This window comes from Aminomonas paucivorans DSM 12260 (genome assembly GCF_000165795.1).
In the GTDB taxonomy this organism is placed as follows: domain Bacteria; phylum Synergistota; class Synergistia; order Synergistales; family Synergistaceae; genus Aminomonas; species Aminomonas paucivorans.
Map to the genome: position 1 here is coordinate 1,210,021 of NZ_CM001022.1, position 14,251 is coordinate 1,224,271.

The following is a 14,251-nucleotide window of genomic DNA, read 5'->3' on the forward strand; positions in this document are numbered from 1 at the left end:
GATGGATCGGGGGATCGGGAATCATCGGATTCCCGGGAAAAGGGGGAAAAACGCAGGTCTTCCGAAAGGGGGATTAGCTTTCGTGCGGTCCCCGCGCCCCCGGGCGTGCGGTTCCCGCACGGTTCGACGGGACAAGGCCCAGGCGGAGGCGGTGGTACGTCACGGTCCGGCGGGGCAGACCCAGAGCTTCGGCGACCCTTCGGTCCGGAAGGCCCTTTTCCTGGGCGTCCCGGAGCAGGGCCTCCAGGGTGTCGTAGTCCAGGTCCGGGCGACGTCGGGGGGAACGGGCCAGGAGGAAGGCCAGGGGCAGGGTGCCCCGGAGGGTTTGCGCCCAGGTCTGGTTCAGGCAGCGGCTGAGGGTGGACGGGGAGATCCCCGTGTCGTCGCTCAAGGTCCGAAGCCCCAGGGGGGCCCGGGGGGCCGCCGAGTCCAGCAGAAAGGCCCGCTGGCGGTGGGCCAGGGCCAGCCCGAGGCGCACCAGGGTCCGGGAGCGCAGTCCCAGGTGCAGGAGAAGCTCCCGAAGCCGCCGGTCCGTCTCCCCCGCAGGGAGGTCACTGGCCCATTCCACCCGGGGCTGGTGTTCCCGAAGCAGGCGGCAATCCACGGAGCCGTCGGAGCCCGGAAGGAGGGACAGCTCCGGGCGCACCGTCCGGGTGGGGACGAGGCCCCGTCCCGGGGCGGGGTCCAGGCGCCGCAGGGCCGCCAGTGCCGCCTCCAGGCGCCCCGGGTCCCAGTCCTGTACCTGACAGAAGTGCTTCAGGGTTCCCCCCTCCAGGTCCTCCCGTCCTTCCCGGAGCAGGGTGGCCTCGTCGGAGGGGTCTCGCCCCAGCCTGCGGAGCTGGAGGAGCAGGCACTCCTGGAGGTCCCGGGCGAAGAGCCCCGGGGGGTCCGCCCAGGCCTGGAGGGCCTCCAGATTCCGCAGGAAGGAAGCCGGGGGGAGGCCCAGAAGCGCCGCCCCCTCCGCCGGGGAGACGTTGAGGAGCCCCCGGGGGCCCAACAGCTGGACCCACAGCTCCGGAGGGGTGGGGTCCTGGCCCAACCCGGGGCAGGAGGCCACCTGGGAGTGCAGGGCCTCCTCCAGCCCCGCCTCTCCGGGGAGGTCCACTCCCAGGGCATCCAGGGAGAGGGGGCGTCCCTGGGGCGGACGGATCACCGCCGGGAGGCCTCGGGCCAGGGAACGAAGGGACTCCGTCAGGTCCTCCGGGGAGAGGAAGAGCCAGTTTCCCTGAAGCCAGAGGTAGGGCCTTTGGGTCAGGGAGGGCTGGGGGCGGGGCTCCTGACGCAGCTCAGGCCAGGTCATGCTTCTGGAGCCTGCGGAGCAGGGAGAAACGGGAGATCCCCAGGATCCGGGCGGCCTGGGTGCGGTTCTGTCCCGCCGCCTCCAGGGCCTCCAGGAGGCAGCGCCGTTCCTGGGCCTCCAGGCGTTCCGGAAGAGGCAGGTCCGTCCCCTCCGGGGCGGGGAGATCCTCGGGCAGGCGTCCCAACATCTCCTCCGGCAGGTCCTTGAGGCGGACCAGGGGATCCGAGGGGTCCGCCAGGAGGGTCAGCCGCTCCATCAGGTTCTTCAGTTCCCGCACGTTTCCCGGCCAGGGGTAGGCCAGGAAGAGGTCCTCCACCTCCGGGGAGAGGTGCTTGGGGATCCGTCCCCGTTTGGCGGCGAAGAACTCCAGGAAGAACCCCGCCAGCTCCAGGACATCCCGCCCCCGCTCCCGCAAGGGAGGGATGGTCAGGGGCAACATGGAGATGCGGTAGAACAGGTCCTTGCGGAAGCTCCCCCGGGCCACCGCCTCTGCCAGGTCCACGCAGGTGGCGCAGACCACGTTGAGGGACACGGTGCGCTCCCCCGATCCACCCAGGGGGCGCAGGGCCCGGGTGTCCAGGAAGCGCAGCAGTTTCCCTTGAAGGGAGGGGGGCAGGTCCCCGATCTCGTCCAGGAAGAGGGTTCCCCGGTCCGCCAGCTCGATGAGCCCCTGCCGGTCCCCCGTGGCCCCCGTGTAGGCCCCCTTGCGGTGCCCGAAGAGCTCCGATTCCAACAGGGTCTCGGGGATGGCGGCGCAGTTGAGGGGAACGAACTGCCCCCCGCCTCCCGTCACCTCGTGGAGCAGTCGGGCCACCACCTCCTTCCCCGAGCCGCTCTCCCCCAAAAGCAGCAGGTTCAGGTCCGTCTGCCCCGTCAGGCGGGAGAGGGTCTCCTGGAGGGGGCGCAGGGCGGGGGAGGACCCCACCAGGGGGGCGGGACGGCAGCGGGCCCGGTCCCGGGCCTGGCGCAGGAGTACCAGAGAGTCCCGGGCCTTGGCCACCATGCGGCGCACCGCCTCCAGGGAGAAGGGCTTGTCCAGGTAGTCGAAGGCCCCTTGGCGGATGGCCCGGACGATGAGGGGGGATTCCCCGTAGGCGGTCATGAGGATCACCCGGGTCTCCGGGGCGGCCCGCAGCAGGGAGGGCAGCTCCTCCAGCCCCAGGCCGTCGGGAAGCCGCTGGTCCAACAGCACCAGGTCCGGCGCCTCCTGGCTCAGGTGGCGCCGCAGCTCCTCCAGGCGGGAGCACAGCCGTACCCCGTACCCCTCCGCTTCGAAAGCCTGCTTCAGCCCCTGGGAGAGGCGCGGCTCGTCGTCCACGATCCACAGGTTCATGAGAGTCCATCCCCTTCCTCGTGGGGTTCCTCCTGCCGGGGCAGGATCAGGATGAACCGGGTCCCCCCGGGGGAGGTCCGGCAGCTCAGGTTTCCTCCATGATCCTGGGCGATCCGCTGGGCGATGGAAAGCCCCAGTCCCGTCCCGTCCGGGCGGGTGGTGACGAAGGGCTCGAAGACCCGGTCCACCAGTTTCTCGGGGATCCCCTTCCCCGTGTCCTCCACGGCGAAGCGCAGCTCCTCCGGGGTCTCCTGCAGCTCCAGGGTCAGGGTCCCCCCTTCCTCCATGGCCTTCAGAGCGTTGAGCCCCAGGTTCAGCAGCAGCTGCCGAAGCTGGTCCTCATCTCCCCAGAAGGGGAGGGGAGCCGGTGGAGCCTCCAGGACCACCCGGACGTTGCCCCGGGAGCCCTGACTTCCCACCATCCGGGCGGTCCATTCCAGCAGGTCCCGGGGCTGGAGTCGCTCCCTCCGGGGAGGGCGCGGCCGGGCGAAGGCCAGGAACTGGTCCACCGTGCGCCCCAGCCGGTCCATCTCCACCCCCAGGGCCTCCAGGTGTCCCTCCAGTTCCGGACGGTCTCGGAGCCGGTCCGCCAGCAGGTCCAGGTGGATGCGCATGCTGGCCAGGGGGTTGCGGATCTCGTGGGCCACCCCCGCCACCAGCTCCCCCAGGGCGGCCAGCCGGTCCATGCGGACGATCCGCCCCTGAACCCGGCGCCATCGTTCCATCTGTTCCGCCAGGTCGTTGAACACCCCCGTGACGTGGGACAGCTCGAAGGAGACCCCGCGGCCCAGGGGAAGCCGCACCGAGCGACCCCGGGCCAGCTGAGAACAGCCCCAGGAGAGGCGCCGCAGGGGGCGGGTGATGCCGTAGGCCAGAAACACGGCGATCTCCACCGAGGCCAGCAGGCCGATCATCCCCAGCACCAGGAGGTAGCGGTTTTCCTCCACCAGCTCCGCGAAGAGGGCCTGACGGTTCAGGGTCAGCCCCCAGTCCTTCCCGTCGGCGGACCGAAGGATCCGGTCCACCGGCCCTTCCGCCAGGGGAGGGGTGGAGACCTTCCACGCCGGGCCCAGCCGGGACAGCCAGCCCTCCGCCGCTACGGAGGGCAGACGGGTCACCACCTCCCCCACCAGGTCCGAATCTCTCAGCGCCTGGGTGCGCAGGTCCCCGTAGCCCTGGTAGAACCGGGTCCCCAGGAGGAAGAGGGCCAGGCTCACCGCCAGGGCGGTGAGGATCCACTTCAGCAGCCCCTCCAGGGTCGGGGGGGTCACGATCTCGCCCTCCAAGAGAGGATCCAGAAGGCTCCTTCGAAGGCCAGGGCCACCAGCATGGAGGTTTCCGGCGTGAGGGGGGAGAGGGTGGAAAGGAGGGCGTGCACCCCCAGGGCGGAGGCCAACACGGCGAAGGTCTGCTTGGGAGCCATGCGTCGGGGCAGGTAGAGGGGGAAGAGGAAGCACACCGCCACCACCGTCCAGCTCATGCGCCCCAGGGCCAGGATCCCCGGAAGGGGGATCTGGCTCAGCACCAGGGACACCGTGGCGATGGCCACGATGGCCAGGCGGTTTTGCAGAAGGAACCGATCCTCCCCGAAGGGGTCCTGCTCCGCAAGGGGCCTCTGGGGGAGCAGGTCGTGGCACAGGGAGCAGGCCGCCAGGAGGAGCTGGGAATTGGCGGTGCTCACCGCCGCCGCGAGAACCGCCACCAGCAGGGGCAGGGCTCCCCAGACGGGCAGGGTTCCGTCGAAGAGCCGCGCAAAGGCCGTCGGGTCCAGGGTCTGGGGGATGTGGGGGAAGGAAGCCCTCCCCACCAGCCCCAGGACGGTGAGGCACAGGTAGATCCACCCCAGAAAGAGGGGGGCGGCGCAGAGCATCCCCAGGGCATCCCGGGTGCGCCGCGCCGCCATGAGGCGCACCCCGTACTGGGGGTTCGCCGCTACCCCCAGACCCCAGGCCAGACCCAGGGTGAGGGTGGTGATCCCCTCCCTCCAGGAGCTCCAGGGGTTCAGAAGCTCCGGGGCCCGCACTGCCAGGACCCGGCAGGTCGCCAGGGGGGAGCCGTAGAGGTGGATCGCCGCCCCCGCCGCCAGGGTCACCCCCGCCAGGATGAGGCAGAGGTTCAGGGCGTCACTTCGCACCACCGAGGGGTAGCCCCCGAAGGTGGTGTACAGCACGAAGAGGTACACCAGCGCCGCGGCGGCGAACCCCAGGGGGAGCTGGAGCAGGTGGGCCGCCACGGCCCCGAAGGCCCGAAACTGGATCACCAGGTACAGGGTGTAGGCGAAGAGCAGCGCCCCTCCTCCCAGGCGGCGGAGGCGCTCGTCCCCGTATACCCGAGCGAGCCACTCCGGCAGGGAGAGGCATCGCACCCGACGAAGGCGGAAGACCAGCAGGGGCATGGGGACCAGTCCCAGGAGCCAGCCGTTCACGGAGCCCCCGAAGGCCCGGAAGCCGTCCTGCATCATCCAGAGGGTGAACCCCACCACCGAGGCGGCGCTCATCCAGGTGGCGCAGAAGGTGGCCAAGGACATCCACATCCCCGTGCGACGCCCCCCCAGGTAGAAGAGGCTTCGCGTCTCGTTCCACGCGAAGGCCTGCCCCGTGAGCAGCAGCAGCGCCAGGGTGTACCCCGCGAAGGCCCCCAGGTGAAGCAGCAGGGGGGGCATCAGGTTCTCCTCCGGAGGCGCCGGGCCCGGCAGACCCCCCAGACCGTCAGGGAGGGTCCCAGAAGGAGGAGGGCGAAGGCGGCCCAGTCGATCCAGCAGTTCGGCAGACCCAAGAAAATCACCTCGCAGTGCATCATACCCGACGGCCTGGGTGTTCGGTAGAATTGACGATGTCAGGATTCGTCAGATTCGTAGACTGGAGAACACGGAAGACCCGCCCCGGCGTCCCTGGCCGGAGGCCCCTTTTGGAGGTGAGGTTCATGAAGCTCCCGAAGAAGACTCCCTGGATCCTCTGCGCCCTGCTGACCCTGGCCCTCGGCACCCTGTTCCTCTCGGGGCCTCCGGGAGCGCGCGTCCTTCAGGCCGCGTCCCCCACCCCCGCCGCTCCCACCGTCGCCCCTGCGCCCCCCGCCTCGTCCTCCCGGGGAGGGGACGTGTTCACGGGCAACCCGGTGGCGCAGATCGCGAAGCGTTCTTCCCCCGCGGTGGTGAACATCGACACGGAGACCCTGGTGCGCCAGTCCATGGCCCCCTTTCCGGACGACCCCTTCTTCCGGCAGTTCTTCGGCCAGGAGCTGGAGCGCTTCTCTCGCACCGTCCCCATGAAGGGCAAGGGGTCCGGGTTTCTGGTCTCCAAGGACGGGTACATCCTCACCAACAACCACGTGGTGGAGGGGGCGGACAAGATCACCGTCACCCTGTTGGACGGGCGACACTTCCCGGCCAAGCTGGTGGGGAGGGATCCCACCTTCGACCTGGCGGTGGTGAAGATCCAGGCGGACAAGCTGCCCGCCCTGCCCCTGGGGGATTCGGAGCGCGTGGAGGTGGGGGAGTGGGTGGTGGCCATCGGCAACCCCTTCGGCCTGGAGAACACCGTCACCGTGGGGGTCCTCTCCGCCAAGAACCGCACCATCCAGGCACAGAACCTGAACTTCCAGGGGTTCCTCCAGACCGACGCGGCCATCAACCCGGGCAACAGCGGCGGGCCTCTGCTGAACCTCCGGGGGGAAGTGGTGGGCATCAACACCGCCATCGTCCCCTATGCCCAGGGCATCGGGTTTGCGGTGCCCGTGAACATGGCCAAGCAGGTGATGGACGACCTGATCCGGCACGGAGAGGTGAAGCGGGGCTGGATGGGCGTTTCGGTGCAGTCCCTCACCCCGGCGTTTGCGGAGGCCTACGGCATCCCCACCGCGGAGGGCGCGGTGGTGGGGGATGTGGTCCCCGGCTCCCCGGCGGACCGGGCGGGGCTGGCCCGGGGGGACGTGATCGTCTCGCTGGGGGGCAAGACCGTGAAGAACAGCCAGGACGTGGTCTTCGCGGTGCGCAACTTCCTGGCGGGAGACAAGGTGAAGTTGGAGTTCTACCGGCAGAAGACGAAGCGCTCCGTGGAGGTGGTCTTGGGTGACCTCCCCGGCAAGGGAGAGAAGAAGGCCGCGAAGGGCTCCGCCCCCTCCGCCCCGGAACGGACCTCCAGCAGGCTGGGGGCCGCGGTGTCCGGGGTGACGCCGGAGCTGAGGGGTCGTTACAGACTCCCCGGATCCGAGGGGGTGGTGGTTCTCTCCGTGGAAGGGAACTCCTTCGCCCAGATGCTGGGGCTTCGCCCCGGAGACCTGGTCCTGGAGGCCAACCGCAGGAGGATCCGGGGAGTGCCCGATTGGGAGGCCGCCCTGGGAGGCAAGCCCAAGGCGGTGGCTCTGCTGGTGTGGCGGGAGGGGCAGACCCTGTTCTTCTCTCTGAAGGCGGAGTAAGGGACGAAAACGGGGAAGGGGGAGGGCCATGGCCCTCCCCCTTCCCTTGTCATGGATTGATTGCTTGTGATGGCGTCACCTCAGGCTTCCTCTTCCTCCTCCCCCGGGTCGGGCTGCATCAGGTTTTCCGTGTCCAGGGGGAAGCGGAGGGTGAAGCGGGAGCCCGAATCGGGGGCGGACCAGACCTCGATCTGCCCTTGGTGAAGCAGGGCGATGCGCCGGACCAAGGGAAGCCCCAGGCCGTAGCCCTGAGTGGCCCGGGCGGTGTCTCCCCTCCAGAAGGGTTGGAAGCACTTCTCCCGGGTCTCCGGATCCATCCCCTTGCCCCGGTCCCAGACCGTCAGGACGGCGGAACTCCCCTCCGCCCGGGTGGAGACCCCCAGCTCTCCCCCCTCGGGGCTGTATTTTGAGGCGTTCTCCAGCAGGTTGGCGCACAGCCGGATCAGCAGGGTCTCCCGTCCCCGAAGGGGGGCGGACTCCAGGTCCTGTCGCAGCTTCTGGCCTCGGGAGGACAGGACAGGCAGGACCCCGTCAACCGCCTCCTCCGCCACGATCAGGAGGTCCGTGGCCTCCGCGTCCTCCAGCCGCGCCAGGGCGTCCAGTCGCGCCAGGTCCAGGAGCCCCTTCACCATGCTCTGCATCAGGTCCGCCTGCTGGCCGATCTCCCGCAGGCGTTCCTGATAGTAGTCCTGGTCCCGCTCCTTCAGGAGGGCCACCTCCACCTTGCCCTTGATCACCGCCAGAGGGGTGCGCAGCTCGTGGCTCACGTCGGAGGTGAACTGCTGCTTCACCTGGTTCATGGCGACCTGGAGCCGCATGAGGGATTGGCGGATCTGCTGGGTGACCTCGGTCATCTCCCGGTCCTCCGGGTTTTCCGGCAGGGGAAGCCCCAGATCGTCGGGGGAGAGGTGTTCCAGGGAGCGGATCAGGGTCTGGAAACGATCGTGGTTCCTGCGGGCCTCCCGGAAGTTGAAGAGGAAGACCAGGGGGGTGAGGAGCAGGCCGCTGACCAGTCCGGCCTCCACGAGGCCGGGCTGGGAGAAGGCGAAGATGACCACCTCCCGGGTGGCGGAGCGGGGCAGAAAGGAATTCTGCCCCCAGAAGAGGGATGCCAGGAGGACGAAGAGCACCCCGAACAAGAACAGCGCCGCCACCCACAAAGACGTCAGGGCCAGGGCGGCGCGTCCTTCTTCGGACAGGCGGAAGCCGACGGTTGCGGGCCGACCGGGACGGCGGGCCACGGAGTCTCTCTCAGTCGTAGTCGGGGCAGCTGACCTTGTAGCCCACTCCCCGGACGGTGACCACCACCACGTCCAGGTTGAAGGGGCGCAGCTTGTCCCTCAGGTACTTGACGTGCACGTCCACCACGTTGCTGGTGCCGTCGTACTCCTTCTGCCAGACGTGGGAGATGATCTTGTCCCGGGTGAACACCTGGTTCTCGTAGCGCATCAGGAGTTCCAGGATGTCGAACTCCCGGCGGCGCAGGGGCACCTTGGTCTCCCCCACGCAGCACTCCCGGGCCACGGGGTCCAGGGTCAGGGGGCCGCACTTCAGCAGGGGACGACGCTGTTCCGAATGGCGACGGATCAGGGCGTTGACCCGGGCCAGGAGTTCCTTGAAGTCGAAGGGCTTGATGAGGTAGTCGTCCGCTCCCCGGTTGAGTCCCTCCACCCGGTCGTCCACCGCGTCCTTGGCGGTGAGCATGATCACCGGGGTGTCGTGCCCCTCCTCCCGGAAGCGGTCGATGAGTTCGAAACCGTCCATGCCGGGGAGCATCACGTCCAGGACGATGCAGTCGAACTCCCCGGAGCGGGCGCGATTGAGCCCCGTTTCCCCCTCGTAGGCGGCTTCCACGGCGTAGTCGTGTTCCTCGAAACCCTCCTGGAGCACCTGGACCAGATCGTGGTTGTCCTCGATCACCAACAGCTTCATTCCGTCCCCTCCTCCTCTAAAAGAAAGTGCGTTCGCAAAGTAGGCGATTAGGCGTTGTTCATTAACTTAACACGGAAGGTATCCCTTGTCGAGGGGGGGAAAAAGAGATTGTCCTCTTTTCTTTTCTCCCAAGGGGCGGGGCGCGATTGAACCGTGGGCAGGAAGGAGGTATAGTAGCCGAACCTCCTACGCGGATGAGCGCCTGGACGCCCACCTGGGTTCGAGGATTTTTTTCGAGGAGTGAAGGACATGATCGACAAGGAGATCAAACAGAAGGTCATCGAAGATTACAAGACCCACGGAGCGGACACGGGTTCCCCGGAGGTCCAGGTGGCCATCCTCACCTTCCGGATTCGGGAGCTGACGGACCACATGAGGGCCCACAAGAAGGACTTCCACTCCCGCAGGGGCCTTCTGATGATGGTGGGGCGGCGGCGCAAGCTCCTCCAGTACCTGAAGGACCGGGACTTCAACCGCTACCAGAGCCTGATCCAGAAGCTGGGACTGCGGCACTGACGAGTCGGTTCCCGAGGTTGCTTCCCGAGGCGAGGCCCGATTGGGTCTCGCCTTTTGTTTTGTGTTTGTGCTATCCTCAGAAATTAGATGGACAAACGGACAAAAAAAGAGGAGGCAACAAGACAGATGCCGCAGACATTCACGCTGGACCTGGCCGGGAGGACCCTGTCCTTCGAGACGGGGAAGATGGCCAAACAGGCGAACGCTTCGGTGTTCGCCCGCTACGGGGAAACGGTGATCCTGGTGACCTCGGTGCTGGCCGAGAAGGCCCGGGAGGGGCTGGACTTCTTCCCCCTTCTGGTGGACTACGAGGAACGCTTCTACTCCGCGGGCAAGATCCCCGGCGGGTTCATCAAACGGGAGGGACGCCCCTCCGAGACCGCCATCCTGAGCGGCCGCATGGTGGACCGCTCCATCCGCTCCCTCTTCCCGGACTACCTCCGCAACGACGTGCACGTGGTGGCCACGGTTCTCTCCGTGGACCAGCAGAACGCCCCCAACGTCCTGGCCATCAACGCCGCCTCCGCCGCCCTCGCCCTTTCCGACATCCCCTGGGAGGGGCCCATCGGGGCGGTGCGCATCGGCTGTCTGGACGGGAACCTGGTGGTGAACCCCACGGAGCAGGAAATCCCCTTGAGCACCCTGGACCTCCTGGTGGCGGGGCACGAGGGGGGCATCACCATGGTGGAGGCGGGGGCTCAGGAAGTGAGCGAGGCCCTGCTGGTGGACGCCCTGGAACTGGCCCATCGGGAGATCCGTCGCATCGTGGCTTTCATCCTGGAGATGCGGGCCGCCGCAGGCAAGCCCAAGAGGGACTTTCCCGCCCCGGCGCGGATTCCGGAGATCGATCAGTGGGTCCTGTCGGAACTGGACGGAGAGATCTACCAGGCCGTGCAGGTCCACGACAAAATGGAGCGGGCCGCGGCCCTCTCCAAAGTGTCCCAGAAGGCGGTCGAGCAGTTCGCCGAGGCCTACCCCAACGCCAAGGGCTACGTGGCGGGGGTGGTGGAGGAGCGGGTGAAGGACGGTCTGCGCCGCCTCCTCCTGGAGGAGGGGCGTCGGGCGGACGGTCGGAAGATGGACGAGCTTCGCCCCATCTGCTGCGAGACCGGTCTGCTGCCCAAGGCCCACGGGTCCGCCCTCTTCACCCGGGGGGAGACCCAGTCCCTGGCCGTCACCACCCTGGGCATGGTGGGGGAGGACGACCAGATCCTGGACGGGCTGAAGCACGACGAGCCCTCCAAGCGCTTCCTTCTGCACTACAACTTCCCCCCCTACTCCGTGGGAGAGGTGCGCCCCATGCGCGGCCCCGGACGGCGGGAGATCGGGCACGGTGCCCTGGCGGAACGGGCCCTGCGCCCCATGTTCCCCGACGAGGCGGCGTTCCCCTACGTGGTCCGGGTGGTTTCGGACATCCTGGAGTCCAACGGCTCCAGCTCCATGGCCAGCGTCTGCGGCGGCAGCCTCTCCATGATGGACGCGGGGGTTCCCCTGAAGAAGGCCGTGGCGGGGGTGGCCATGGGACTCGTCACCGACGGAAGTCGGGTGCGGATTCTCACGGACATCCAGGGGCTGGAGGACCACTACGGAGACATGGACTTCAAGGTCACGGGCACCCGGGACGGGGTGACGGCCCTCCAGATGGACAACAAGGCCGGAGGCATCACTCGGGCCATCCTGGAGCAGGCCCTCTCCCAGGCCCGGGAGGGACGCATGAAGATCCTGGACATCATGGACGGGGCGCTTCAGACCCCTCGGGAGGAGATCTCCCCCAACGCCCCCCGCATCCTCACCCTCACCATCGACCCGGAGAAGATCCGGGAGGTCATCGGCCCCGGCGGGAAGACCATCCGCTCCATCGTGGCCCAGACGGGAGCCAAGGTGGACGTGGAGGACGACGGCCGCATCTACGTGGCGGCCCTCACCTACGAGGCGGCGAACCACGCCGTCAAGATCATCACGGACCTCACCCGGGAGGTGCAGGCCGGGGAGACCTTCCTCGGCACCGTCACCCGGATGCTCAGCTTCGGGGTCTTCGTGGAGGTCCTGCCCGGCAAGGAGGGGCTGCTCCACGTGAGCGAGGTGAGCACCTACCACATCCCCCGGCTGGAGGACGCCTTCTCCATCGGGGACCAGGTTCTGGTGGTGGTGAAGGAGATCGACGACATGAAGCGGGTCAACCTCTCCCGCCGTCGCCTCTTCGACCAGTACGACGCCCTGGCGGCCCAGGATCCCGCCTTTGCCGCCCAGATCGAGGTGGAGCGGCAGCGGGAGATCAAGTACGAGGCCATGAAGGGGGAGGCTCCCGCCCGGGGAGCCGGCGGCCCCCGTCGGGACGGAGACCGGCGGCCCGGCGATCGGGACCGGCGGGACCGGGACCGGCGTCCCCCCCGGTAGAGGCGGTGGAGACCCTGCGGGTTCGGGTCCGGCGCGGCGTCGAGGCGTCGGACCTGCCCCTTCCTGAGCCCGCCTCGGAGCACGCCTCCGGGGCGGACCTGCGGTCCTCCGAGGCGGGGATCCTCCAGCCCGGGGAGATCCGGGCCTTCGGGACGGGGCTTTCCGTGGAAATCCCCCCGGGGTACGAGTTTCAGGTGCGTCCCCGAAGCGGTCTGGCCCTCAAGTCCGGGGTCACGGTGCTCAACACCCCCGGGACCATCGATGCGGACTACCGGGGGGAGATCCGGGTGATCCTGTACAACGCAAGCCGGGTACCCTTCGAGGTCCGCCGGGGAGACCGCGTCGCCCAGCTGGTACTGGCGCCGGTGGTCCGGGCGCTCTGGGACGAGGCGGAATGCCTGGAGGAGACCTCCCGACAGGAGGGGGGCTTCGGCAGCACCGGGGTCCGCTGACCTTCGGCGAACCCCCTGCGCAGGACCGGGGCCGAAGAGAAGAAGGCAGAACAAGGGGAGGGGCGCCTGACGGCGCCCCTCCCCTTGTCTATCGTTTCTCTCCCGTTATGGTGGCCCGACCCTCAGGCCTTCTTGCCTTCCGCCTTCATGGCGGCGGCCAGGCACCAGATGAATCCTCCGTAGACCAGTCCCAGGATGATCACCATGGTCACTTTCCACATGAGGGGATCCCTCCTAATCCTTGATCTGGAGCTTGTACTTCATGATGTCCGCCAGCCAGCCGTTGAGGACGAAGAACACCACCGCGGCGAGGCCCCACTGGACGAACATGGTGCCGGGGGTATAGGTGTACTTGGCGAGGGGCAGGAACTTGTACCACTCTCCGGGGTACCACTCGATGGACTGCTTCACCCACCAGCCGAAGATGATCACGAACCACAGGGGGAACAGCTTGATGAGGCTCCACATCCACTCGACCTTGAGGTCCGAGCAGGGCTCGATGAACTCCACCCAGATCTTCTTGACCCCGTAGCGGATGGCTCCCAGGGAGAAGAGGAGCCCGGAGATGAGCAGCCCCACCCCCCAGACCCAGTCCTGGTTCTCGAAGAAGGTGTTGTCCATGGCGGAGGGGGCGCCGCAGACCACGCAGGCGATGCCGATGACCCAGGTGGCCTTCTTGCGGTCGAAGCCCGCGTCCGCCAGGATGCGGCTGCCCAGCTCGATCATGGCGATCTCGGAACTCAACGCCGCCATGATGAGGGCCGCGAAGAAGGCGATGGCCATGATCACCCCGCCGGGGATCTCGGAGAAGAGGCGGGTGAGGTGGACGAAGGTCATCCCGTTGTTCCCCGCCTTGACCGCCGCCATGGGGTCCGGGGCGAAAGCGAAGATGGTGGGGATGACGCACAGGGAGGCCAGGGAGGCGGCGGTGGTGTCCGCGAAGGCGGTGGTGACGGAGTTGAGGAGGATGTCCTCGTTCTTCTTGGTGTAGACGTAGTACGTCAGGAAGAGCCCCCAACCCGCCCCGGTGGACCAGGCCGCCTGGGTGAAGGCCTCCAGGTAGGTCTTGGCCTTGAGCACGTCCTCCATGCGCACGGTGAACATGTACTCCAGGCCCTTCCAGGCGTTGGGCAGGAAGTTCGCCCGGATGGCCAGGAAGATCAGCAGGACGAAGATGGAGGGGATCATGATCTTGTTGGCCTTCTCCAGGCCGTTCTGGACGCCCAGCATGGAGATGGCCAGGGCGGCGAGGATGGAGACCAGGAAGAACACCAGCCCTGCGGTGGGGTTGGTGATGAAGGCCTTCCAGAGGCCCTCCGTGTCCAGGCCGGGCTTCATCACGCCGGTGAGAGCGTAGAGGAAGTACCGGAGGCACCAGCCGATGACCACGGCGTAGTAGAAGGTGATGGCCAGGCAGCACCAGGCCACCCACCCGCCGATCCAGGTCCACTTGCGGCCCAGCATCTCCTTGAAGGATCCCACCACGCCCATGCGGGCGGTCTTGCCCCACACCGCCTCGGCGCAAAGCAGGGGGACCGCCCAGAGGAACAACGCGAAGAAATAAGCAATATAGAAGGCGCCTCCGCCGTTGGTGGCGCAGACCCGGGGGAACCGCCAGATGTTACCGGTCCCCACTGCCATGCCGATGGCCGCGAACACCAGGCCCCAACGGCTCGACCACTGCTCGTTCTGTCCTTTCATTTGCTCCGCCATGCTGTTTGAACCTCCTTTTCTCTGATTTGCCTGAAGGGACGTTCAAAGGCCGATCCTCTGTGGTTTCGGGACATCACCTCCCCGGGCGCACACGAAAGCGGGAAATCGTCTTGCAGCGCCATCACGTTCAAGCCTGCTAGTTACAAGAGGGACAATAAACCAACCGGTGGTTTAGAGCAAGTGCAAAAGGTTAAG

At 67.7% G+C, this 14,251-nt stretch carries 11 protein-coding genes; 4 read left to right on the forward strand and 7 right to left on the reverse strand.

Features of this window, described 5'->3' with window-relative positions; translation table 11 throughout:
- Nucleotides 1-73 precede the first annotated feature (73 nt).
- Genes APAU_RS05570 through APAU_RS05585 form a run of 4 tightly spaced genes read right to left on the reverse strand, consistent with a single transcriptional unit; the run spans nt 74 to nt 5,295 of the window.
- Entirely contained in the window at nt 74-1,300 is a 1,227-nt protein-coding gene (locus APAU_RS05570) for an RNA polymerase factor sigma-54 (RefSeq protein WP_006300746.1), read from the reverse strand.
- Entirely contained in the window at nt 1,287-2,633 is a 1,347-nt protein-coding gene (locus APAU_RS14640; protein WP_006300749.1) for a sigma-54-dependent transcriptional regulator, read from the reverse strand. Before APAU_RS14640 ends, APAU_RS05570 begins: the two co-directional genes overlap by 14 nt.
- A complete protein-coding gene (locus tag APAU_RS05580; protein WP_006300751.1) occupies nt 2,630-3,904 on the reverse strand; it encodes a two-component system sensor histidine kinase NtrB in 1,275 nt (424 codons plus the stop codon). Before APAU_RS05580 ends, APAU_RS14640 begins: the two co-directional genes overlap by 4 nt.
- On the reverse strand, nt 3,901-5,295 hold the full coding sequence (locus tag APAU_RS05585) for a sodium:solute symporter family protein (RefSeq protein ID WP_006300753.1): 1,395 nt from the start codon (nt 5,293-5,295) through the stop codon (nt 3,901-3,903). The genes APAU_RS05580 and APAU_RS05585 overlap by 4 nt, the downstream gene beginning before the upstream one ends.
- Before the next feature lie 260 nt (nt 5,296-5,555).
- On the opposite strand from APAU_RS05585, the gene APAU_RS05595 reads away from it, so the two are divergent.
- The gene (locus tag APAU_RS05595) at nt 5,556-7,046 is read left to right on the forward strand and encodes a Do family serine endopeptidase (RefSeq protein WP_006300755.1); all 1,491 of its coding nucleotides are present in this window, start codon (nt 5,556-5,558) and stop codon (nt 7,044-7,046) included.
- Between the two features lie 80 nt (nt 7,047-7,126).
- Here the strand turns inward: APAU_RS05595 and APAU_RS05600 are convergent, their stop codons facing one another.
- The gene (locus APAU_RS05600) at nt 7,127-8,200 is read right to left on the reverse strand and encodes a sensor histidine kinase (protein ID WP_198004038.1); all 1,074 of its coding nucleotides are present in this window, start codon (nt 8,198-8,200) and stop codon (nt 7,127-7,129) included.
- A 97-nt stretch (nt 8,201-8,297) separates the two neighbouring features.
- Entirely contained in the window at nt 8,298-8,978 is a 681-nt protein-coding gene (locus APAU_RS05605) for a response regulator transcription factor (RefSeq protein ID WP_006300757.1), read from the reverse strand.
- A 249-nt stretch (nt 8,979-9,227) separates the two neighbouring features.
- Here APAU_RS05605 and rpsO point away from each other — a divergent pair, with 249 nt between their 5' ends.
- From rpsO to dut, 3 genes are all read left to right on the forward strand, one after another.
- Nucleotides 9,228-9,494 carry a 30S ribosomal protein S15 gene (rpsO, locus tag APAU_RS05610; protein ID WP_006300758.1) on the forward strand — a complete coding sequence of 89 codons (267 nt, stop codon included), beginning with the start codon at nt 9,228-9,230 and terminating at the stop codon, nt 9,492-9,494.
- A 126-nt stretch (nt 9,495-9,620) separates the two neighbouring features.
- Nucleotides 9,621-11,891: a polyribonucleotide nucleotidyltransferase gene (gene pnp, locus APAU_RS05615; RefSeq protein WP_006300759.1), complete on the forward strand. Its 2,271-nt coding sequence runs from the start codon at nt 9,621-9,623 to the stop codon at nt 11,889-11,891.
- A gap of 5 nt (nt 11,892-11,896) precedes the next feature.
- Complete coding sequence (gene dut / locus APAU_RS05620; RefSeq protein ID WP_006300760.1) at nt 11,897-12,343, forward strand: dUTP diphosphatase; 447 nt, start codon at nt 11,897-11,899, stop codon at nt 12,341-12,343.
- Nucleotides 12,344-12,577: 234 nt separating this feature from the next.
- On the opposite strand, the gene APAU_RS05625 is transcribed toward dut, so the two are convergent.
- Complete coding sequence (locus APAU_RS05625) at nt 12,578-14,056, reverse strand: sodium-dependent transporter (protein ID WP_006300762.1); 1,479 nt, start codon at nt 14,054-14,056, stop codon at nt 12,578-12,580.
- Nucleotides 14,057-14,251: the final 195 nt, after the last annotated feature.

Coding starts and splice junctions, on each gene's coding strand:
- APAU_RS05625 (WP_006300762.1), bottom strand. CDS start 14,056: ATGGCGGAGCAAATGAAAGGACAGAACGAGCAGTGGTCGAGCCGTTGG.
- rpsO (WP_006300758.1), top strand. CDS start 9,228: ATGATCGACAAGGAGATCAAACAGAAGGTCATCGAAGATTACAAGACC.
- APAU_RS05595 (WP_006300755.1), top strand. CDS start 5,556: ATGAAGCTCCCGAAGAAGACTCCCTGGATCCTCTGCGCCCTGCTGACC.
- pnp (WP_006300759.1), top strand. CDS start 9,621: ATGCCGCAGACATTCACGCTGGACCTGGCCGGGAGGACCCTGTCCTTC.
- APAU_RS14640 (WP_006300749.1), bottom strand. CDS start 2,633: ATGAACCTGTGGATCGTGGACGACGAGCCGCGCCTCTCCCAGGGGCTG.
- APAU_RS05570 (WP_006300746.1), bottom strand. CDS start 1,300: ATGACCTGGCCTGAGCTGCGTCAGGAGCCCCGCCCCCAGCCCTCCCTG.
- APAU_RS05585 (WP_006300753.1), bottom strand. CDS start 5,295: ATGCCCCCCCTGCTGCTTCACCTGGGGGCCTTCGCGGGGTACACCCTG.
- APAU_RS05605 (WP_006300757.1), bottom strand. CDS start 8,978: ATGAAGCTGTTGGTGATCGAGGACAACCACGATCTGGTCCAGGTGCTC.